This window comes from Mesorhizobium marinum (genome assembly GCF_040813675.1).
Lineage (GTDB): Bacteria > Pseudomonadota > Alphaproteobacteria > Rhizobiales > Rhizobiaceae > Mesorhizobium_K > Mesorhizobium_K marinum.
In genome coordinates this window covers 413,033-434,615 of record NZ_JBFOCI010000001.1, presented here as the reverse complement: position 1 = coordinate 434,615, position 21,583 = coordinate 413,033, and the positions used below count along the sequence as shown (strand labels likewise).

At 66.3% G+C, this 21,583-nt stretch carries 21 protein-coding genes; 6 read left to right on the top strand and 15 right to left on the bottom strand.

Features of this window, described 5'->3' with window-relative positions:
* Positions 1-51: 51 nt before the first annotated feature.
* The 8 genes from ABUE31_RS02155 to ABUE31_RS02120 all read right to left on the bottom strand — a co-directional run bounded on the left by ABUE31_RS02155 (position 52) and on the right by ABUE31_RS02120 (position 7,072).
* Positions 52-741, bottom strand: coding sequence for an aquaporin (locus tag ABUE31_RS02155; protein WP_367721850.1), 690 nt, complete (start codon positions 739-741; stop codon positions 52-54).
* Positions 738-1,253, bottom strand: a complete 516-nt coding sequence (locus tag ABUE31_RS02150; RefSeq protein WP_367721849.1) for an arsenate reductase ArsC — start codon at positions 1,251-1,253, stop codon at positions 738-740. The genes ABUE31_RS02155 and ABUE31_RS02150 overlap by 4 nt, the downstream gene beginning before the upstream one ends.
* 43 nt (positions 1,254-1,296) lie before the next feature.
* Positions 1,297-1,629 carry an ArsR/SmtB family transcription factor gene (locus ABUE31_RS02145; protein WP_367721848.1) on the bottom strand — a complete coding sequence of 111 codons (333 nt, stop codon included), beginning with the start codon at positions 1,627-1,629 and terminating at the stop codon, positions 1,297-1,299.
* A gap of 69 nt (positions 1,630-1,698) precedes the next feature.
* Positions 1,699-2,934 (bottom strand): NAD(P)/FAD-dependent oxidoreductase, encoded by a 1,236-nt coding sequence (locus ABUE31_RS02140; RefSeq protein WP_367722505.1) that lies wholly within the window; start codon positions 2,932-2,934, stop codon positions 1,699-1,701.
* A gap of 239 nt (positions 2,935-3,173) precedes the next feature.
* Positions 3,174-4,208: an extracellular solute-binding protein gene (locus tag ABUE31_RS02135; protein ID WP_367721847.1), complete on the bottom strand. Its 1,035-nt coding sequence runs from the start codon at positions 4,206-4,208 to the stop codon at positions 3,174-3,176.
* Between the two features lie 26 nt (positions 4,209-4,234).
* Entirely contained in the window at positions 4,235-5,038 is an 804-nt protein-coding gene (locus tag ABUE31_RS02130; protein WP_367721846.1) for an ABC transporter permease, read from the bottom strand.
* Complete coding sequence (locus ABUE31_RS02125; RefSeq protein WP_367721844.1) at positions 5,031-5,954, bottom strand: ABC transporter permease; 924 nt, start codon at positions 5,952-5,954, stop codon at positions 5,031-5,033. Before ABUE31_RS02125 ends, ABUE31_RS02130 begins: the two co-directional genes overlap by 8 nt.
* Positions 5,955-5,956: 2 nt before the next feature.
* Positions 5,957-7,072, bottom strand: coding sequence for an ABC transporter ATP-binding protein (locus ABUE31_RS02120; RefSeq protein WP_367721843.1), 1,116 nt, complete (start codon positions 7,070-7,072; stop codon positions 5,957-5,959).
* Between the two features lie 131 nt (positions 7,073-7,203).
* On the opposite strand from ABUE31_RS02120, the gene ABUE31_RS02115 reads away from it, so the two are divergent.
* Positions 7,204-8,874, top strand: a complete 1,671-nt coding sequence (locus tag ABUE31_RS02115; protein ID WP_367721842.1) for an amidohydrolase — start codon at positions 7,204-7,206, stop codon at positions 8,872-8,874.
* Here ABUE31_RS02115 and ABUE31_RS02110 read toward each other — a convergent pair.
* Entirely contained in the window at positions 8,853-10,307 is a 1,455-nt protein-coding gene (locus ABUE31_RS02110) for an amidase (protein ID WP_367721841.1), read from the bottom strand. The two genes, ABUE31_RS02115 and ABUE31_RS02110, sit on opposite strands and share 22 nt — an antisense overlap.
* Before the next feature lie 143 nt (positions 10,308-10,450).
* Between ABUE31_RS02110 and ABUE31_RS02105 the strand changes: the two genes are divergently transcribed.
* Positions 10,451-11,377, top strand: a complete 927-nt coding sequence (locus ABUE31_RS02105) for a heme o synthase (RefSeq protein WP_367721840.1) — start codon at positions 10,451-10,453, stop codon at positions 11,375-11,377.
* A gap of 65 nt (positions 11,378-11,442) precedes the next feature.
* Here the strand turns inward: ABUE31_RS02105 and ABUE31_RS02100 are convergent, their stop codons facing one another.
* Positions 11,443-11,829 (bottom strand): c-type cytochrome, encoded by a 387-nt coding sequence (locus ABUE31_RS02100; RefSeq protein ID WP_367721839.1) that lies wholly within the window; start codon positions 11,827-11,829, stop codon positions 11,443-11,445.
* A 416-nt stretch (positions 11,830-12,245) separates the two neighbouring features.
* Here ABUE31_RS02100 and ABUE31_RS02095 point away from each other — a divergent pair, with 416 nt between their 5' ends.
* Positions 12,246-13,052, top strand: coding sequence for a DUF2189 domain-containing protein (locus tag ABUE31_RS02095; RefSeq protein ID WP_367721838.1), 807 nt, complete (start codon positions 12,246-12,248; stop codon positions 13,050-13,052).
* 70 nt (positions 13,053-13,122) lie between these two features.
* On the opposite strand, the gene ABUE31_RS02090 is transcribed toward ABUE31_RS02095, so the two are convergent.
* From ABUE31_RS02090 to ABUE31_RS02070, 5 genes are all read right to left on the bottom strand, one after another.
* Positions 13,123-13,479 (bottom strand): cytochrome C oxidase subunit IV family protein, encoded by a 357-nt coding sequence (locus ABUE31_RS02090; RefSeq protein ID WP_367722504.1) that lies wholly within the window; start codon positions 13,477-13,479, stop codon positions 13,123-13,125.
* 32 nt (positions 13,480-13,511) lie between these two features.
* Positions 13,512-14,228 (bottom strand): heme-copper oxidase subunit III family protein, encoded by a 717-nt coding sequence (locus ABUE31_RS02085; protein WP_367721837.1) that lies wholly within the window; start codon positions 14,226-14,228, stop codon positions 13,512-13,514.
* 12 nt (positions 14,229-14,240) lie between these two features.
* Entirely contained in the window at positions 14,241-14,945 is a 705-nt protein-coding gene (locus ABUE31_RS02080) for a cytochrome c oxidase subunit 3 (RefSeq protein WP_367721836.1), read from the bottom strand.
* Positions 14,942-16,714: a cytochrome c oxidase subunit I gene (gene ctaD / locus ABUE31_RS02075; RefSeq protein WP_367721835.1), complete on the bottom strand. Its 1,773-nt coding sequence runs from the start codon at positions 16,712-16,714 to the stop codon at positions 14,942-14,944. The genes ABUE31_RS02080 and ctaD overlap by 4 nt, the downstream gene beginning before the upstream one ends.
* Positions 16,715-16,796: 82 nt before the next feature.
* Entirely contained in the window at positions 16,797-17,621 is an 825-nt protein-coding gene (locus ABUE31_RS02070; RefSeq protein WP_367721834.1) for a cytochrome c oxidase subunit II, read from the bottom strand.
* 428 nt (positions 17,622-18,049) lie between these two features.
* Between ABUE31_RS02070 and ABUE31_RS02065 the strand changes: the two genes are divergently transcribed.
* Genes ABUE31_RS02065 through ABUE31_RS02055 form a run of 3 tightly spaced genes read left to right on the top strand, consistent with a single transcriptional unit; the run spans position 18,050 to position 21,579 of the window.
* Complete coding sequence (locus ABUE31_RS02065; protein ID WP_367721832.1) at positions 18,050-19,285, top strand: 3-methyl-2-oxobutanoate dehydrogenase (2-methylpropanoyl-transferring) subunit alpha; 1,236 nt, start codon at positions 18,050-18,052, stop codon at positions 19,283-19,285.
* Between the two features lies 1 nt (position 19,286).
* Positions 19,287-20,300 (top strand): alpha-ketoacid dehydrogenase subunit beta, encoded by a 1,014-nt coding sequence (locus ABUE31_RS02060; protein ID WP_367721831.1) that lies wholly within the window; start codon positions 19,287-19,289, stop codon positions 20,298-20,300.
* A 1-nt stretch (position 20,301) separates the two neighbouring features.
* Entirely contained in the window at positions 20,302-21,579 is a 1,278-nt protein-coding gene (locus tag ABUE31_RS02055; protein WP_367721829.1) for a dihydrolipoamide acetyltransferase family protein, read from the top strand.
* Positions 21,580-21,583: the final 4 nt, after the last annotated feature.

The following is a 21,583-nucleotide window of genomic DNA, read 5'->3' as shown; positions in this document are numbered from 1 at the left end:
AGGCCGCATGGTATCCGCATGCGCCGCGGGGAAGCTAGGACCGCGCCGGGTTTATTCCGCGGCCTTCGCGCGGGCGATGGCTTCGGGCGTGGCGAGCAGCCAGCCGGCGACGACCGCCGCGGCGAGCGCGCCGACCAGTTCGGCGACGATGAAGCCCGGCACGTCGACCGGGCGGATGCCCGAGAACGTGTCGGTAAAGGCGCGCGCGACCGCGACGGCGGGATTGGCGAAGGATGTCGAGGCGGTGAACCAGTAGGCGGCGGTGATGTAGAGGCCGACCAGCCAGGGGATGGCGTCCGCCCGGAAACGGAGCCCGGCGAGGATGGTGAAGACGAGGCCGAACGCGGCGACCGCTTCGGCCAGCCACTGCGCCATGCCGCTGCGCACGGTCGTCGAAGCCTGCAGCATAGGCAGTTCGAACATGAGATGCGCGAGAAGCGCGCCCGCGACGCCGCCGATCACCTGCGCCGCCACGTAGCCGACCGCATCGGCAACCGCGATCTCGCGCCGCACCGCGAAGACCAGCGTCACCGCCGGGTTGAAATGCGCGCCCGAAAGCGGACCGAGGATCGTTATGAGTACGACCAGGATCGCTCCTGTGGGCAGGGTGTTGCCCAGGAGCGCCAGCGCGACATCGTCTGTCAGCCTGTCGGCCATGATGCCGGAGCCGACCACGGTAGCGACGAGAATACCGGTTCCCAGCGCCTCTGCGGCAAGCCGGCGCGGCAGGTCGAAGCTCACGCCTGGCCTACCTTCGAAAGGTCGCCGCCGATCTCGCGAAGCCGGTTCTGCAGCGTCAGCTTGTCCAGCGAAACGATCGGAAGCGACGCGAAGATGGAGATGCGGTTGTTGAGCATGCGATAGGCGTCGGCGAAGGCGAGATGCTTCTCGGCCTCTGTGCCTTCCACCGCCGCGGGATCAGGCACGCCCCAATGCGCCGTCATCGGCTGGCCCGGCCAGACGGGGCAGGCCTCGTTCGCGGCGTTGTCGCAGACGGTGAACACGAAATCCATGACCGGCGCATCGGGACCGGCAAACTCCTCCCAGCTCTTGGAGCGGGCGAAGGCGGTATCGTGATTGAGGCTCTTCAGCAGTTCGAGGGCATAGGGGTGCACCTCGCCCTTGGGCTGAGACCCCGCGGAGAAGGCGCGAAACCGCCCCACTCCGACGCGGTTCAGGATCGCCTCGGCAAGGATCGAGCGGGCGGAGTTTCCGGTGCAGAGGAAAAGGACGTTGTAGGTTGGGCTGCTCATCACACTCTCCATGTCGCGCAGGCTTGTTGCAAAGGCACGTCGATCAACATTGGCAGGTCACGGCGTCGATAACCGGCCGGCACAGTTCGGGCGCCCCGTCACAGCAATCTTCGATGAGATAGGAGAGCAGGTCGCGAAAGCCGGTCATGTCGGCGGCGTAGCGCACGACGCGCCCGTCGCGTTCCGGCCGGACCAGCCCGGCCTGCGCGAGCACCTTGAGGTGGGCCGAGACCGTGTTCTGGACCGCCCCAAGCCTGGCCGCGACCTCGCCGGCGGGCACGCCGCCGGCGCCTGCGCTGACCAGCAGCCGGAACACGTCCAAGCGAGTTTCCTGACCGAGCGCCGCCAGCGCATCCAATGCCGATTTCTTGTCCATATATCTGCCAATCCGGATATTTGGCTGTATATGGCCGACGCCTGTGACAGGCAGATGACAGGCGAAGTTTCAGGCCGCGAGCAGGGATTTCAGCTTGGTGTCGGAGCTCGCCAGTTGTTCCGGCGCGGGGGACGCTCGGCGCCCGATCAGCATCTCGGCGACCCTGACGTCGCGGGCGACGGCGTTTCCGACGCCGATACCGCCGGCCGCCACCAGTCGCCCGTCGGCGGCGAGATGGAAGAGAATGAAGGCGTCCCCCCCGAGATCGCGGCGAACGACATGCGCGCCCTCGTCCGGCAGACCGGCGATCTGCAGCGTGAGGTCGTACTGATCCGACCAGAACCAGGGGATCGCGGAATGCGGCTCGTCGGCGCCGAGCATGTTCCGGGCGGCAAGGGTGCCCTGCTCCTGCGCGTTGCGCCAGGCTTCCAGCCGCACGCGCCGGCCACCATAGACGTCGAGCGGGAAGGAACAGCAGTCGCCGGCGGCGAAGACCGCCGGGTCGGTCGTACGGAGACACCGGTCGACGGCGATACCGTTGTCGACCGCCAGCCCGGCATCGGCCGCCAGTTCGGCATTCGGGACCGCACCGATCCCGACGATGCACAGGTCGGCTGCGATCGAGGCCCCGTCGGCCAGCCGAATCTCGACCCCTTCCCCGGCATCGGCGATGCCGGCGATCGATACGCCGCAGCATATCTCGACGCCGCGGGCGCGGTGCGCATTCTCGATGACGGCGGCAATCTCCGCGGGAACCGCCCGCGACAGCAGTCGCGGAAGCGCCTCGACGACGGTCACGCGGCAGCCCCTGCCCCTTGCCGCCGCGGCCAGTTCCAGCCCGATAAAGCCGCCCCCGACGACGGCGATCCGAGCGTCCGGCTGCAACCGGGCCGCGATGGCGCGGGCATCGTCATGCGTGCGCAAATAGAGGCAGTGCCTGGATCCCTCCGCGAACGCGAGCCGGCGCGGCCGCGCACCGGTCGAAAGGAGAAGCGTCTCATAGGGGATGCTGTCGCCGCTGCCGAGCACGACTGCGCGGGCATGGCGGTCGATCGCGGCGACGTCGGTCGCGAGCATCAGCCGGATGCCGGCGGCCTCGAAGCGGGCCGCATCCGCGATCGTCTTCATGCCGGGCGCGTCGGCAACCGCCATGCCGTCCTTCGACAGTGGCGGCCGTTCGTAGGGAAGGTGACGTTCGGCGCCGATCAGGGCGACCGGGCCGGAAAAGCCCTCCTCGCGCAGGGCAAAGGCGGCGCGCGCGCCGCACTCGCCAGCCCCGACAATGACCGCGCCCGGCTCCCGCATGGCGTCAGGCGCGGCCGCTCTGCGCGCAACCGACGTTCGCACGAGCCGGTCGGCTGTCAGCATCGACGCATGCCGCCGCGGCCAGAAACATGTCGATCCCGGGGTGGTCCATTTCATCCTCCGTCAGGAGGCAACGCTCCTACAGGGCGCGCCCGCGAACCGCAACGGCGCGACCAGCGTGGCTTGCGCTCCAACCGGAACGCAAGCGGCGCGGGCGGCGAACCGCCCGCGCCTGACCGTCACTTGTTCACGTCGGTCCAGATGCGGGTGTAGAGCTCGCTCACCTCAGGCGCGCAGGTCACGAGGAACTCGCCGGCCTTTTCGAACTCCGCCGGCACGACCAGTTCCGGAGCCGTCTTCATCTCCTCCGGCATGAACTCGCCCGAGCCCTTGATGCCATTGGCATATTTGGCGAAGGCCGAGATCAGCGCCGCGTTTTCCGGCTCCATGATGAAGTTCATGAACAGCTTGGCGTTCTCGACGTTCTGCGCGTCCTTCAGGATGGCCACGCTGTCCATGAAGTACGGGAAGCCCTCCTTCGGATAGCCGAAGGCGATGTCGGGATTGGCAAGGCGCGAGCGCATCACGGCGCCGTTCCAGTAGTAGACCGCGGAATAGTCGCCGGCCGGGAGCTTCTCGGTGACGCTGTAGTCCATCGCGAGCCACTTCGGCTTGGCCTCGACCAGCTTGTCTCGCACCTTCTTCAGCAGTTCCTTGTCCTGGGTGCACCACTCACCGCCGAAATACTTGATCGTGGCGAAGAGCACGTCGTTCATCTCGGGCGCGACGTTGATCTTGCCGACCAGCTCGGCTGGCGGATCGAGGAAGATCGCCGATGTGTTGATGTCGCCGCCATAGACCTTCTTGTTGACGCCGATGCCGGTCAGGCCCCACTGCCACGGAACGGTGTAGTGGCGGCCTTCGTCCCAGGGAACGTTGACCCAGCGCTCGTCGACGTTCTTGAAATTCTCCATCTGGTCGGGCCGCGCCTCGAGCAGCAGGCCTTCCTTCACCCAGATCGGCACGTAGTTGGCCGAGGGGACGACGATGTCGAAGCCGTGACCGCCGGCGCGCACCTTGGCCAGCGCGGTGTCGTTCGAATCGTAGTCGGTGATGGTGACCTTGACGTTGTTCGCTTCCTCGAACTTCTTGATCAGGTCGGGGCTGGTGTAGTCGCCCCAGTTGTAGATGTTGAGTTCACCTTCGGCGGCGGCGCTTCCGACGAAGGCCAGCATCGAGATGGCCGTCGTTGCAGCCGCGAATTTCCAGTTCATGACATTCTCCTCTGGCTTCCTTGGTTTCAGTTCTTTTTGCGGTTGATGAAGAAGAAGACTGTGACGAGCACCACCGACAGCGCCAGGAAGGCGGTGGCGATCGCGTTCACCTCGGGCGTGACGGTCCGGCGCAACTGGCCGAGCATGTAGGTCGGCAACGTGTCCTGTCCGCCGGACTTGACGAACTCGGTGATGACGACGTCGTCGAGCGAGATGACGAAGGCCAGCATGAAGCCTGCGATGATGCCGGGCCTGAGAAGCGGCAGGGTCACCCTGCGAAACGTCATCCAGGGCGTCGCGTAGAGATCGGCAGCCGCGCGCTCGAGCGTGAGATCCATGTTCTCCAGGCGGGCGCGGATCGGCAGGTAGGCGAACGGGATGCAGAAGGCCGTGTGCGCTAGGACCAGGTAGCCGAGGCCGGAATAGCCCGTCCACACCTTGATGCGCGAGAACACGATCAGCAGCGCGACGGCCGTCACGATCTCCGGAACCATCAGCGGCTGGTTGATGAACGCGTATTTGAAGCCGAGCCCGCGGTAGCGCGGTGTGCGGGTTGTGGCGATCGCCGCCATGGTGGCGGCGACCGTCGCAACCGTCGCCGCGCAGACGGCGATGACCAGAGAACGCCAGGCTGCGTCCTGCACCGCGACATTGTTCGACGCCGAAACGAACCAGCGCAACGACAGCCCCTCCCAGTTGCTGACCGATTCGCTGGCGTTGAAGGCATAGGCGACCAGCGTCGCGATCGGCAGATAGAGCGCGGCGAAGGTGAAAAGCGCGATCGTTCCGAAGCCGGTCTGCGCCCTGATGTCGAAATGCCGCCTAGCCATGCTGCACCCCAGAGCGCGAGGCGTTGCGGACATAGAAGAGCAGCGCGACCATGACCAGCGCCATCAGCGTGATCGAGAGCGCCGCGCCGAGCGGCCAGTTGCGGCCGGCCCCGAATTGCAGTTCGATCAGGTTGCCGAGCATCATGTTCTTGCCGCCGCCCAGCACGCGCGGAATGACGTAGGCCCCGAGCGACGGGATGAAGACGAGGATGGAGCCGGCGACGATGCCGGGCTTCACGAGCGGGATGATGACGCGGCGCAGCACGCTGAAGCGGCCGGCGTAAAGGTCGTAGCCGGCCTCGACGAGCCGGAAGTCCAGCTTTTCCATGCTGGCATAGAGCGGCAGCACCATCAGCGGCAGATAGACATAGACCATGCCGAACAGGATGGCCCAGTCGGTGTGCATGATCTGCAGGGGTTCGTCGATGATGCCGGCGGCGCGCAGAAGCGAATTGAGGATGCCCTCGTTGCGGATGACCTGCTGCATCGCGAAGGTGCGGATCAGCAGGTTGGTCCAGAACGGAATGGTGACCAGGAAGACCCAGATTTCCCGCGTATGGCGGGGACGCGTGGCGATGAAATAGGCGGTCGGAAAGCCGAGCAGGAGCGTGACCGCAGTGGTGATGAAGGAAAGCCTGAGCGACCGCCAGAAGATCGACAGGTGCGCATCGGCGAAAGCCAACGTGTCGTCGAAGATGTCGCGCTGGAACAGCACCGAGAACCAGCCGTCCAGAGAGTACTGCCCGAATTTCACGTCGCCGTAGTCGCCCTTCACCATGAACGAATAGGCGAGCATCACGAAAAGCGGGCCGATCGCGGCCACGAAGATGATGACGAGGGCCGGCGACGACAGAAGCCACCGCCTGCGAACCTCGTCGCGTTGCGCCTGCCTGGCGATCTCTGCCGCGCTCGCCACCGTCAGTCCCTCAGCACCTGCGCGGCGTCGTCGGAAATCTCGATGCCGGCGCGATCCCCTACGTCGAAGCCGCAGGACTGGCTTCTCGAATTCTGCTGGCGCACGGTGAAGGCGCCTCCGCCGTCCAGCTTCACGTGGATATGCGTGTCCGTTCCGAAATAGACGACGTTCTCGACGGTTCCGGAAAGCTGGCCGCCTCCCTTCACGGCGCTGGCATGCTCCGGGCGCACGACGACGGTCACCTCCGCCGCAGGCGAATGGCCTTCGGCGACGCTGGCCACGATCTCCTTTCCCGAGCCGAGCCTGACGGTCGCCGCGCCGCCGTCGGCGCGGACGACGGTGGCGGCCAGGAAGTTCGACTCGCCGATGAAGTCGGCAACGAAGCGATCGGCCGGCTTGTCGTAGATGTCCCAGGGCGACCCGATCTGCAGGATCTTGCCCTTCGACATCACCGCGATGCGGTCCGACATCGTCAGCGCTTCCTCCTGGTCGTGCGTGACGAAGACGAAGGTGATGCCGGTCTCGTGCTGCATGCGCTTCAGCTCTATCTGCATCTCCTTGCGCAGCTTGTAGTCGAGCGCGGAGAGCGGCTCGTCCAGGAGCAGCACCTTGGGGCTCGGCGCGAGCGCGCGCGCGAGCGCCACGCGCTGCGCCTGGCCGCCGGAAATCTGGTCGGTCCGCCGGTTCCCGAGTTCCCTGAGGTGGACGAGGTCGAGCATTGTCGACACCCGCCCGGCGATCTCGTCCTTCGGCCGACCGAGCATTTCCAGACCGAAGGCGACGTTCTCGGCGACGGTCAGGTGCGGAAACAGCGCGTAGCTCTGGAAGACCGTGTTCACCGGGCGCTTGAACGGCGGCAGCCCGGCGATGTCGTCGCCGTGGAGCAGGATCGCCCCTTCGGTGGGATACTCGAAACCGGCGATGAGCCTCAGCAGCGTCGTCTTGCCGCAGCCTGACGGTCCAAGCAGGGTGAAGAACTCGTTCTCGCGGATGGCGACCGAGACATTGTCGAGCGCCCGCAGGGCGGTCGGCCCCTGACCGAACGTCTTGACGATACTCCTGGCTTCAATCGCGACGCTTGCGCCCCCTGCCTGCTGGGGCTCCGGCACTAGATGCATTCATGCTCCCCTGGTGTGCTGCAGCGGAGCCGTGCCCAAGCGTCAGCATTCTCTTTTGCGAACAGCGTATTTGACGGCTTGGCTTCCGGCAAGGTGCATCGCTATGAAGTCTGCACAGGGGAGCAACAAGCATGGCCACAGCCGACGTCATCATCGAAAACGCCAGCATTCTCACGATGGACCCGGACAATCCGCGCGCTGACGCGATTGCGCTGGCGGGGGGTACCATCCTCGCGGTCGGCAGCCGCGGCGACATGGCCGGCTTCGCCGCTCCGTCGACACGACGCATCGACGCGGCCGGCGCATCCGTCCTTCCCGGCTTCATCGACAGCCACATCCATCTGTTTGCCGGCGGCGCCCAGCTGCGCAGCCTGTCGCTTGCAGGCGTCACCGGTTTCGAGGCCATCGCCAAGGCGGTGCGCGAGCGGGCCGTGAAGAAGATCGACCCGGGCGTTCTGGTTGCGGAACAGGCCGCCTACCAGATGTTCGGCGATGGCGAGACCATCACTCGCCAGCTGCTCGACAGGATCCTGCCGGACTACCCGCTGGCGCTTTTCGCCGGCGATCACCACACGATGTGGGCGAACACGGCGGCGCTCGAGGCGGGGGGCATCCTGCACGGCCGCCAGACGCCCGCCGGAAGCGAGATCGTCGTCGGGCCGGACGGCCTTGCGACCGGCGAGCTGCGGGAATTCGAGGCGTTCGCGCCGATAACCGACCTGACCCCGACCGGCGGCCGCGAAATGCTGGGCCTGATGGGTCACGAGCCGAAGTCGCCGCCGAACGCCGCGCAGCGGGCCGCCGACATCGGCATCATCAAGCAGGGGCTCGCCTATTGCGCCTCGCTCGGCGTCACGAGCTTCCACAACATGGACGGCAACTTCTACCAGCTCGAGCTGCTGGAGGAGATCGACCGCTCCGAAGGTCTCATCGTGCGCGGACGCGTCCCCTTCCGCATGCTGCCGGGGATGGCGCTTTCCGAACTCGACAAGGCGGTGGAGATGCGTCGGCGCTGGCGGTCGGACCGGCTGACCGCCGACTTCGTGAAGATGTTCATGGACGGCGTGATCGAATCGACCACCGCCGACATGTTCGAGGACTACAACGGGACGCCCGGCGTGAGCGGCTTCTCATACTTCGAACAGGACGAGTTCGACGCGATCAGCATCGAATGCGACCGGCTCGGCCTGCAGATCGCCGTGCATGCGATCGGCGACGCCGCCGTCAACCGGACGCTGAACGGCTACCAGGCGGCGCGGCGCTCAAACGGGCCGCGCGACAGCCGCCATCGCATCGAACACATTGAGATGCTGTCGCCCTCGGACCTGCCCCGCTTCGCCGAGCTCGGCGTGATCGCCTCGATGCAGCCGACGCACGCCCCGGGGGGCGCCTACCCGATCGAACCGATCCTCTCGATGGTCGGGCGCGAGCGGATGAAGACGGGCTACGCCTGGCGGACCATCAGGCAGTCGGGCGCGCGGCTTGCCTTCTCCAGCGACTGGCCGGTCGCGCCACTCGACCCGCTGCTCGGCATCAGGACTGCACTGGTCCGCCAGCCGGCTTTCGAAGGCGACCCGGACGAACGGCAGTCGCTGATGGATTCGCTGGCCGGCTTCACAATCGACGGCGCCTTCAGCGAGTTCCAGGAGACGCGCAAGGGCATCCTGAAGCCGGGCGCAATGGCCGACGTGGTGGTTCTGTCGGGCGATATCGAGTCGACCCCGCCGGGTGACGTCGACACGCTGAAGGTCGCCGCCACGATCTGCGACGGCAGGATCACCTACGAACGCGGAGCCACGTAGCGCAAGGGCGGCCGCCTTGCGAACCAGGGCGCAGCCTCCTCGATGCGGGCGCAAAGCCCCATCAGCAGTTCGTCCTCGCCGAAAGCCACCGCCAGCTGGACGCCGACCGGAAGCCCGTCGGTCGTCCAGTGCAGCGGCAGCGACGCAGCCGGCTGCCCCGACGCGTTGAAGGCGGCGGCGAAGGGCGAGTAGTCGAACACGCGCCCCGGACCCATGCGATAGTCGACATAGTCCTCCGGGCGATGGTCGAAACGGCCGATCATCGCGGGAGGTTCGGCGAGCGTCGCGGTGAGCAGGACGTCGCGGTCCTGGAAGAAGGCGGCCATTTCCCGGCCGTAGGCATGTATCTTGCCGACCGCCTCCAGGTAATCGGCGCCGCTCAGCGTGCGCGCAAAGGCGATTGCGCCGCGCGAAATGCCTTCGATCTCGCCGTCCGCCAGCGGACGGCCGCGTTTGGCCACGGTCGCATCCACGGCCAGCGCGGTGCCGCAGGCGACGATCCTGGTCCAGGCCGCCATCATGCCGGGGGTGTCCGCCTGCGGAAGGGCCTCCTCCACGTGGTGGCCGAGATCCTCCAGCAGCTTGGCCGCAGCGATCACGGCGGCCCGGCATTCAGGATCGATGGGCTGCCCGGTGAGGCTGGTGGTCGAGAACGCCACCCTGAGCCGGCGTCCACGCTGGTTCAGCGCGTCCGCAAAACTGGCCTTCAGCGGCGGCGCGGCATAGGGGGCGCCGAGGTCGGAACCGTGCGTCGCGTCGAGCAGGACAGCGGTGTCGCGAACCGAGCGCGTCAGGAAGCCGTCGATCGCCATGCCGGCCCAACCCTCGCCGACATAGGGGCCGTCGGGCAGCCTGGCGCGGGTCGGCTTGAAGCCGAACAGGCCGCAGGACGAGGCCGGGATCCGCACCGAGCCGCCGCCGTCCGACCCGTGCGCAGCCGGGACGATGCCCGCCGAGACGGCGGCGCCGGCGCCGCCCGACGAACCGCCCGGCGTGCGCCCGAGATTCCACGGGTTGCGGGTCGGACCGCCGTAGACGGCAGCCTCGGTGGTCGGGCCTATGCCGCCTTCCGGCGACGTCGTGCGCCCGAAGGTGACAAGGCCGGCCGCCTTCAGCCGCGCATAGATGGTCGAGTCGCGGGCATAGCGCGTGCCGGCGAAGAGCCTGGAGCCGCTGTTGGTCGGGAAATCGATTGCCTCTGCCCCAAGGTCCTTGAGCAGGAACGGCACGCCCCGCAGCGGGCCGTCCGGCAGGCCTTCCTCGATCAGCCGCCGGGCGACGCCTTCCTGCATCATGGTCACGGCATTGATCGCGGGATTGAGCGCCTCGACGCGCTTCAGCGCCTCGTCGAGCAGTTCCGATGGCGTGGTCTCGCGCCGCGACACGAGTTCGGCCAGCCCGACGGCGTCGTACGATTCATAGATATCATTCATGGGGGAGAAATTCTCGATCACCTGCAGGATGCCCGAGCCGTCCCGGCAGCCGGTTCGACGAGCGGCCGCAGCATAGGCCGAGCGAAACGGCGAGGGCAACGCCGCGTTGCCAAAGATCGCCTTGCTGGCTAGGCTGCAGCCGCATGCCGTGGAGAACTCGCATCGTCAGCACAGGCGACGGCCTTCCTGCAGCGATGGCCGTGGATTTCCTTGCGCTCATGAAGCCGCGCGTCATGGCGCTGGCCGTCTTCACCGCCTTCGTCGGCATGCTCTGCGCTCCAGCGCCCGTCAATCCGGCATTCGCGCTGGCGGCGACCGCCGCGATCGCGCTCGGCGCGGGGGCCGCCGGCGTCCTCAACATGTGGTACGACATGGACATCGACGCGGCGATGTCGCGCACCGCGCAGCGGCCGATCCCGGCCGGCCGGGTGGCGCCGGCCGACGCCCTCAATTTCGGGCTCCTGCTGGCGACCGTGTCGGTGATGATGCTCGAGATTCTGGCGGGCTGGCTGCCCGCCCTGCTGCTCGCCTTCACCATCTTCTTCTACGTCGTCGTCTACACGATGTGGCTGAAGCGCTCGACGCCGCAAAACATCGTCATCGGCGGCGCGGCGGGCGCGCTGCCGCCGGTCATCGGCTGGGCGGCCGCGACCGGAAGCGTGGGCATCGAGGGCCTCGTCCTGTTCCTCATCATCTTCTTGTGGACGCCGCCGCATTTCTGGGCGCTCGCCCTCTTCAAGGTGGGCGACTACGCCAGGGCCGGCATTCCCATGCTGCCCAACGTCGCCGGCGAGGCGGCGACGCGGCGGCAGATCTTCGTCTATTCGCTGCTGCTTGCGCCGACTGCCGTGCTGCCATGGGCAATGGGCTTCGCCGGCGGCCTCTATGGAGCCGCCTCGGCGATCCTCGGCGCGGGTTTCATCTGGCACGCCTGGAAAGTACTGGCCTTCGAGAGCGAGGACAGGCGGCCGGCAAAGGCGCTGTTCGCCTACTCGATCCTCTATCTCTTCGCGATTTTCGCCGCCTTGCTACTCGACGCGCTGACCCGGCACGCGATCGGCCTCGCCTGAGGTTTTGGCCCAGGCAAGGCGCCTTGTCCGAAAGGCACCTTAGCCAAGCCTGCAGGAAATTCCGCTCAAGGCTTCGGGTCGGCCTTCAGATAGGCGATGACGTTGGCGATATCCTCGTCCGAGTTGAGCCCCGGGAACGCCATCTTGCCATTGGGAACGATCTCCTTCGGGTGCTTGAGATAGGCCGAGAGGTTGGCCTCATCCCAGACAAGACCGCCGGCGCCGGCCTCCTTCATGTTGTTGGAGTACTTGCCGAGGTAGCTTTCGTACGTTCCGGCCGTCCGCCCGACAACGCCAAGCAGCGACGGGCCGACCTTGTTCTTGTCGGTCTTGGCGTCGTGGCACGCCATGCATTTGTTGAAGACCTTCTTGCCGGCGACGGCATCGCCGTCCGCGTGGGCGGCGATAGGGAACAGAAGAGCGGCGAACGCCAACAGTGCAATCGGTTTCATGCAACGTCTCCTCCGATGCGGGCAAACCCGGCCAAAAGGCCATCGATTGCCCATTGCAGAACAATCTTTTCCCGCCGCTTGCCCGGCGGGAACCGCCGCTCCAGGCGGCGAAAGACACCTCACTTTATCCTGATCCCGGATCGGCGTCGGGCTTCGAGGCGCCGCGCCCGATCAAGGACGGCAAAGCGTCCTCCTCCCGGTGACGCGCCTCCTGTCCAGAGCTTAGCCAAGCTGGGATCCGCGCACCAGTACGGCTGCCCCGAGACGTTCGTCTCCACGGCAAATCCGAGGTGGAAATTCTCCGGCAAGGGAGTATTCTGCCTGCGGTGTTTGGTCGCAGGCTCGCTGACCCTCGTCGATGAACATGGCACCGCGAACCGCGACTTCGGCCGAACACGGTCCTCGGAGGAACGGTCATGGCGACTTTTCATGTCATCGCAGGAGCAAACGAGGCGCAGGAACATATCCGCGTCCGCAAGATCAGCGTTTCCGACCTTTTCGATGCCCTGCGACAAGGCATCGACGATTTCATGGTGAAGCCGTCCCACCTCGTCTTTCTGTGCCTGATCTACCCCATCGTCGGCGTATTCCTCGCCGCCTGGACGTCCGGCAACAATGCGCTTCCCCTGATGTTCCCGCTGGTTTCCGGCTTTGCCCTGATCGGCCCGTTCGCAGCCATCGGCCTCTATGAAATCAGCCGCCGGCGGGAACTCGGCATGGACACCTCCTGGCGGCACGCCTTCGATGTCCGCAAGTCGCCGGCGCTGCCGTCGATAGCAGCGGTCGGGGGCATGCTTTTCGTGATCTTCCTCGCATGGCTTCTGACCGCGCAGGCCTTCTATGAAAATCTGTTCGGCCGCATACCGCCGGAATCCGTCAGCGCCTTCATCCACGAGATCTATTCGACCGAACGCGGCTGGACGCTGATCATCGTCGGCCATGCCATCGGCTTCGTCTTCGCGCTCCTGGTGTTGTGCACCACGGTCATCGCGTTTCCGTTGCTGCTCGACCGCGACGTCGGCGCCTACGAGGCGGTCCATGCGTCGGTACGCGCTTTCCTGACCAATCCCATCCCCATGGTCGTCTGGGGCATCATGGTGACGGTCGGCCTGATGCTCGGCTCGCTGCCGCTCTTCGCCGGTCTCGCCGTCGTGCTTCCGGTGTTCGGCCATGCCACGTGGCATCTCTACAGGAAGCTCGTCGAGCCGGTCGGGCAGGCCTGACCGACATCGCGCAGCAGTTGCGCCTGCCCCGTCGCGGGGCAGGCCTTCGGCCGGCCATGATAGATCGCAGTCACGGGTTCAGCCCGAAGAAGGTCAGCCGCGTCCAGAGCGTGTGTTCGGATTCGATGGCCATGATCCAGACGAACACGAGCACGGCGATCGGCGGGACGAGGATGGCATAGACCAGCGCCAGCCGCTCCCAGGCCATGTGCATGAACACCGCGACGATCAGGCCGGCCTTCAGCATCATGAAGATCAGGATCAGCGACCACCGGAGATAGCCCTGCACGTGCAGGTAGTCGACCATGTAGGAGCCGGCGCTGAGGATGAAGAGCCAGCCCCAGACGACGAGGTAGAGCTTGATCGGATGCTCCTGGTGGGCATCGGCGGCGACGGCCGCCGCGTCATGTGCCTCCGCGTGAGCCATTCCGTGCGTGCTTGCTTCAGCCATGTCGGTCCTCACCACAGGTAGAAGAATGCGAAGATGAACACCCAGACGAGATCGACGAAGTGCCAGTAGAGGCCCATGATCTCGACGCTTTCGTAGTTGCCCTTGCGGCTCGTGAAGAACCCCCGCCGCCCCGTGTCGTAGTCGCCGCGCCAAACCTTTCGGGCGAGGATGACCAGGAAGATCACGCCGAAGGTGACGTGGGTGCCGTGGAAGCCTGTGATCATGAAGAAGGATGAGCCGAACTGCGCCGCGCCCCAGGGATTGCCCCAGGGCCGCACGCCCTCGCTGATCAGCTTGGTCCATTCGAACGCCTGCATGCCGACGAAGGTCGCGCCGAGCACCGCCGTCACCAGCATCAGCGCTGCCGCCGCCTTGCGGTTGCGCCTGTAGCCCTGCATCACCGCCATCGCCATCGTGCCGCTCGACGAGATCAGCACGAAGGTCATGATGGCGATCAGGATAAGCGGCACGTTCTGGCCACCGATATGCAGCGCGAACACCTCGCTCGGATTGGGCCAGGGCACGGTCGTCGACATGCGCGCCGTCATGTAGGACAGCAGGAAGCAGCCGAACACGAAGGTGTCGCTGAGCAGGAAGATCCACATCATGGCCTTCCCCCAGGGTACGTTCTTGAACGCCCGCTGGTCGGACGAGAGGTCGGCAGCGATGCCGCTCAGCCCGCCGCCGTGACCATGGCCGGAGTGCGTCAAGGTGGTGTCGGCCATTCGCGTCCTCCCTCAGGTCAGCAGCTGGCGGCAGATGGTGATGAAGTCGCCCGCCCATCCGGCCAGTAGGACGAGGACCGCCAGCCAGACGAAGAGCAGGAAATGCCAGTACATGGCGCAGAGTTCGACGCTGAGGCGCAGCCGGTCGCGCGGCCCGACAGCCCATGCCCGGACGGTCGTGCGACCGAGCGCGACCAGGCCGCCGACGATATGCAGCCCGTGCACCGCCGTGAGCAGGTAGAAGAAGCTGTTCGCCGGATTCGTGTCGAGCCCGTATCCCTCGGCGGAGAGCTCGCGCCAGGCGATCAGTTGCCCCGCCAGGAACGCCAGAGCGGTAAGGCCGCCTGTCGCCAGAGCAAGCCGGGTGGTTTCGATCTGATCCTTGCGGACGGCCAGAAGCGCGACGTGGAGCGCGACGGAACTCAGGACAAGGATGCCCGTATTGACCCACAGCACGCGCGGCACCGGCAGGGACTGCCAGTCCGACAGCTCCATGCGCATGAAGTAGGCGCTGGCAAAGAGCGCGAACAGGCAGCCGACCACCGCCAGGAACACCCCGAGCCCGATCTTGGCCGTCGGCATGCCGGGCGCTCCGGCGGCATCAAGCGCATCAAGCGTGCCCTGCTCGAGCCAGGGTTTCGACATGATGCGCTGGTTGCTGAGCCACCACGCCGCCACGCCGGCAATCACCAGCAGGAAGACGAGGATGACGCTCATGGCTGCGCCGCCGCACGCATCGGGCCGGGATCGTTCTGCGCGATGAAGTCTTCCGGCGCCCCGGGCACGCTGTAGTCATAGGCCCAGCGATAGACGACCGGCAGGTGCTTGCCCCAGTTGCCGTGCGGAGGCGGCGTCGTCGGCGTCTGCCATTCGAGGCTCGTCGCCCGCCACGGGTTTCCGCCGGCCTCCCTGCCGTGACGCAGGCTCCAGAACAGGTTGAAGAGAAAGACCAGCTGGGCGAAGCCGACGACAAACGCGGCCACGCTGATGAAGGCGTTGAGCGTGTGCACGGAGTCGGGAATGAAGGCCGTCTCGCCGAGTTCGGGATAGCGCCGGGGAACGCCGACCAGCCCGACATAGTGCATCGGGAAGAAGATCAGGTAGGCTCCGACGAACGTGACCCAGAAATGGAACTGCCCCATCGCCTCGTTGAGCATCCGCCCGGTGATTTTCGGGTACCAGTGATAGATCGCGCCGAACACGACCATGATGGGCGCCACGCCCATCACCATGTGGAAGTGCGCCACCACGAACATGGTGTCGGAGAGCGGCACGTCGACCACCACGTTGCCGAGGAAGAGCCCCGTCAGGCCGCCGTTCACGAAGGTGACGATGAAGGCCAGCGCGAACAGCATCGGCAGGGTCAGGTGGATGTCGCCGCGCCAGAGCGTCAGCACCCAGTTGTAGACCTTGATGGCGGTCGGCACGGCGATGATCAGCGTCGTCGTGGCGAAGAAGAAGCCGAAATAGGGATGCATGCCGCTGACATACATGTGGTGCGCCCAGACGATGAACGAGAGCGCGCCGATGCCGACGATCGCCCAGACCATCATGCGATAGCCAAAGATGTTCTTGCGGGCATGCGTGCTGATCAGGTCGGAGACGATGCCGAAGGCCGGCAGCGCGACGATGTAGACCTCGGGGTGCCCGAAGAACCAGAAAAGGTGCTGGAACAGGAGCGGGCTACCGCCTCCGTAGCTCAGCTGCTCGCCCATCTCGACCAGCGCCGGCATGAAGAAGCTGGTCCCGAGCAAGCGGTCGAAGAGCATCATGACGGAGGCCACGAACAGCGCCGGGAAGGCGAGCAGGGCCATCACCGTCGCCGTGAAGATGCCCCACACCGTCAGCGGCATGCGCATCAGCGTCATGCCGCGCGCGCGGCCCTGCAGCACCGTCACCACGTAGTTCAGGCCGCCCATGGTGAAGCCGATGATGAAAAGGATCAACGACACCAGCATGAGCACGATGCCGGCCTGCTGGCCGCCCGGCGTGCCGCCGAGGATGGCCTGCGGCGGATAGAGGGTCCAGCCGGCGCCGGTCGGTCCGCCGGGCGCGAAGAAGCTCGCTACCAGCACCAGCACGGCGAGCAGGTAGATCCAGTAGCTCAACATGTTCACATAGGGGAACACCATGTCGCGGGCCCCCACCATCAGCGGGATCAGGTAGTTGCCGAAGCCGCCCAGGAACAGCGCCGTCAGCAGGTAGACCACCATGATCATGCCGTGCATGGTGACGAACTGGTAGTAGGCCTCGGGCGTGATGAAATCGAAGGTGCCGGGAAAGCCGAGCTGAAGCCGCATCAGCCAGGACAGCACGAGCGCCACCAGCCCGATGGCGATCGCCGTACCGGCATACTGGATGGCGATGACCTTTGCGTCCTGCGAGAAGACATAGGTCGTCCACCAGCTGTGCGGGTGGTAGAGCTCGACATCCGGGACTTCCGCGGGCGAGATCGCATCGACCGCGCGAGGCGTGATATCGACCATCACGTCACCTCCAGATTTCCGGCGGGGCCAGAGGCGGCCCGGACCCCGTCATGTCAAATGCTCTGCTATGCCGCCTCCCGTCTCATTGCTCGATATCGGCCAGACCGACCTGCTCGGGCACCGACAGCTGTGCGAATGTCGACTGCTCCTGAAGCCAGGCCTGGTATTCTTCGGCAGTGTCGATCATGACGATGCCGCGCATGAAGCCGTGCCCGGTGCCGCAGAGTTCCGCGCAAAGCACCTCGAACGTGCCGGTCCGCGTCGGCGTGAACCAGAAATAGGTGACCGAGCCCGGCACCATGTCCATCTTGGCGCGGAATTCAGGCACATAGAAGTCGTGCAGCACGTCGATCGAGCGAAGCAGCATCTTGACCGGTTTTCCGACCGGGAGGTGGAGATCGGCCGCCTCGACGATGACGTCGTCCTGTCCGTTGGGGTCGTCCGGCTTCACCCCCAGCGGGTTGTCGCCGCCGATGAGCCGGCTGTCGGAAGTGCCGAGCTTTCCATCGGCGCCGGGCAGGCGAAAACTCCATTGCCACTGCTGGGCGACCACCTCGACGTCGGTCGCGTCGTCGGGCACGGTCACGAACTTGGCCCACACATAGAGGCCGGGAGCGAGCATCGCGGCGACGCCGATCGCGGTGACGACGGTCAGCCACGTCTCCAGCTTCTTGCTTTCGGGTTCGTAGTGAGCCTTGACCCCTTCCTTGTGGCGGAAGCGGAAGACGCAATAGGCCATGAACAGCACGACCGCGGCGAACACGACGCCGGTGATCCAGAACGTGATGACGAGCGTGTGGTCGATGTAGTCCCAGTTGGACGCAATAGGCGTCCACCACCATGGGCTGACAACGTGAAAGAGCACGGAGCCCACGACGACGAGAACGAGTACAAGCACGATGGCCATGCCGCGTTCCTCCCCGGCATCCAGGAGAGCTGGTTCTGTTTCTTCTCTCCCGTGACGGCGTCACCATAGCTTGCTTCGGGCTCGACTTTCCAGATGCGCCGCCCGCCCGGCGAGCATTAGGCGAGACCCGACCGGTGACCTCGCGACCGCGCAATTGCCCCTACGGAAGGTGTTCGAGGAAAATCCGGCAGCCAAAAGAATGATTTGCCGGATAGGGATCGGCGTCACGACCGTCGCACTCCGGCGGCATTCCGGCGACAGGGCGCGTCAGTTTGTCACAGCCAGGCGACAGACGACCTGCCTCTGGCGAACAGCGCGACCCCGGACGCTCGCAGCAGGAAGGCGCTCGTAGTAAGGTTCGATCACGCATCTGGTGACTGCCGGCTGCCCGCATTGCGATCGCGGCGTGCCGGAAGGAGGAATGAGCGATGGCGGGAGGCGACACTGTCCTCAGGTTCCACGTTCCCGAACCGGAGGTTCGTCCGGGCGGAAACCCGGACTTCTCGAACGTAACCATCCCCAAGGCCGGTTCGGTGCCGCGCCCTCCCGTCGACGTCGACCCGAAGGACATCCGCGACCTCGCCTATTCCATCATCCGCGTGCTCAACCGCGAAGGCGAGGCCGTTGGCGAATGGGCGGGAACTCTGACCGACGAGGATTTGGCGCAGGGGCTGCGGCACATGATGACGCTGCGCGCCTTCGACGCGCGCATGCTGATGGCGCAGCGGCAGGGCAAGACGTCGTTCTACATGCAGCACATGGGCGAGGAGGCCGTGAGTTGCGCGTTCCGCCGCGCGCTCGCGCCTGGCGACATGAATTTCCCGACCTACCGGCAGGCCGGCCTGCTTATCGCCGGCGGCTACCCGATGGTCGACATGATGAACCAGATCTACTCGAACGAGGCCGACCCGCTGAAGGGGCGTCAACTGCCCGTCATGTACGCCTCGAAGGCGCACGGCTTCTTCTCGATTTCGGGCAACCTGACGACCCAGTTCATCCAGGCGGTCGGCTGGGCGATGGCGTCGGCGATCAGGAACGACACCAGGATCGCCGTCGGCTGGGTCGGCGACGGCGCGACCGCAGAAAGCGATTTCCACGCCGCGCTGGTGTTCGCCTCGACCTACCGCGCGCCGGTCGTGCTCAACATCGTCAACAACCAGTGGGCCATCTCGACCTTCCAGGGGATCGCGCGCGGCGGTTCGGGAACCTTCGCGGCACGCGGCCTGGGTTTCGGCATTCCGGCGCTGAGGGTCGACGGCAACGACTACCTGGCCGTGCACGCCGTCGCGAAGTGGGCGGTGGAAAGGGCCCGCCGCAACCTCGGGCCGACGCTGGTCGAATACGTCACCTACAGGGTCGGCGCGCACTCGACGTCCGACGATCCTTCCGCCTACCGGCCGAAGACCGAATCGGACGCCTGGCCGCTCGGCGATCCGGTGATCCGGCTGAAGAACCACCTGATCAGGCGCGGCCTGTGGACCGAGGAACGCCACAAGCAGGCCGAAGCCGAAGTGATGGACACGGTTCTGGCGGCGCAGAAGGAGGCGGAGAAGCACGGCACCCTGCATGCCGGCGGCAAACCCTCCACCCGCGACATGTTCGAAGGCGTCTACGAGACGATGCCGCCGCATCTCAGGCGCCAGCGCCAGCAGGCGGGGGTCTAGCATGTCGCGCATGACCATGATCGAGGCGATCCGCAGCGCCATGGACGTCGCCATGGGGCGCGACGACAATGTCGTCGTCTTCGGCGAGGACGTCGGCTATTTCGGCGGCGTGTTCCGCTGCACGCAAGGCCTGCAGCAGAAGTACGGAAGCAGTCGCTGCTTCGACACGCCGATCTCGGAACTCGGCATCGTCGGCGCGGCGATCGGCATGGCGGCCTACGGCCTGCGCCCCTGCGTCGAGGTCCAGTTCGCCGACTACGTCTATCCCGCCTACGACCAGATCGTCTCGGAAGCCGCCAGGCTGCGCTACCGCTCGAACGGCGAATTCACCTGCCCGATCGTCATCCGCATGCCCACAGGCGGCGGCATCTTCGGCGGCCAGACGCACAGCCAGAGCCCTGAAGCGCTGTTCACCCACGTCTCCGGGCTGAAGGTGGTCGTCCCCTCCAACCCGCGCGACGCCAAGGGACTGCTGATCGCGGCGATCGAGGATCCAGATCCCGTCATCTTCCTCGAGCCCAAGCGGCTCTACAACGGCCCCTTCGACGGCCACCACGAGCGTCCGGTGACGCCCTGGTCGAGGCACAGCCTCGGCGAGGTGCCGGACGGCCACTATGCGACGCCCCTCGGCCAGGCGGAAATCCGCCGGCACGGGTCGGACGCCACCATCCTGGCCTACGGGACCATGGTCTATGTGGCGGAGGCGGCAGCCGAGGAGACCGGGATCGACGCCGAGATCATCGACTTGCGCACCCTCCTGCCGCTCGACCTGGACGCCATCGTCGCCTCGGTCAGCCGGACCGGCCGCTGCGTGATCGTCCACGAGGCGACGCTGACATCGGGCTTCGGTGCAGAGCTTGCGGCGCTGGTCCAGCAACATTGCTTCTACCAGCTCGAGGCGCCGATCGCCCGGGTGACCGGCTGGGATACGCCCTACCCGCATGCGCAGGAATGGGACTACTTCCCCGGCCCTGCACGGGTCGGACAGGCTCTGCGCGACGTGATGGAGGCCTGAGATGGCTGAGCACACCATCAACCTTCCCGACGTCGGAGAAGGCGTGGCGGAAGCCGAACTGGTGGAGTGGCACGTCAAGGTCGGCGACCTGGTGCGCGAGGACGCGGTGCTGGCGGCAGTCATGACCGACAAGGCGACGGTCGAAATCCCCTCCCCCGTCGATGGCGAGGTGGCATGGCTGGGCGCCGAGGTCGGCGAGACGCTCGCCGTCGGCGCGCCGCTGATCCGGTTGAAGGTCGATGGCGGCGGGGCGACGCCGGAGGCCGAGCCCGAGAAAGCCGAAGCGGCCCCGGAAGGCGCCGTGATCCCCGCCGCGCCGCCTCCGATGGCGCCCGCGCTGCAGGCAAGCGAGACTTCGCCGACGGCGAAGGCGCGAAAGCCGGTCGCGATTGGCCGGCGGCATGCCGGTGAAAAGCCGCTGGCGTCGCCGGCCGTGCGCCTGCGCGCCCGCGAGGCCGGCATCGACCTGCGCCAGGTGCCGGGCAGCGGGCCGGCCGGCCGGATTACTCACGAAGACCTCGACGCGTTCGTCGCCCACGGCCCGCAATCAGCACGCGCCGCCCGGCTGCAGCGCAACGACGCCGTCGAGGACGTGAAGGTCGTCGGGCTGCGCCGCCGGATCGCGGAGAAGATGGCGCGCGCCAAGTCGCGAATCCCGCACATCACCTATGTCGAAGAGGTCGACGTCGGCGCCGTCGAGGACCTGCGCGCGGCACTCAACAAGGGCAAGCGGCCGGACCAGCCAAAGCTTACGCTGCTGCCGTTCCTGATGCGCGCCATGGTCAAGGCGATCGCAGAGCAACCGCCAATCAATGCGCTCTACGACGACGAGGCCGGGATCATCCACCGGCACGGCGGCGTTCACATCGGCATCGCCACGCAGACGCCGGCCGGGCTGGTGGTACCCGTGGTGCGTCACGCGGAGGCGCGCGATCTCTGGTCCTGCGCCGAGGAACTCGCCCGGGTGGCCGAGGCGGCGCGGGCCGGCACCGCCACGCGCGATGAGCTGTCCGGGTCGACCATCACCATTTCCTCGCTCGGCGCACTCGGCGGGATCGTGACCACGCCTGTCATCAACCACCCCGAGGTGGCGGTCGTCGGGGTCAACAAGATCGCGGTCCGGCCGGTCTGGGATGGGGCGCAGTTCATCCCGCGCCGGATGATGAACCTGTCCTCGAGCTTCGACCACCGCGTCATCGACGGCTGGGACGCCGCGGTATTCATCCAGCGCATCAAGACGCTCCTGGAGACCCCGGCGATGATCTTTGTGGAGGACTAGGTCC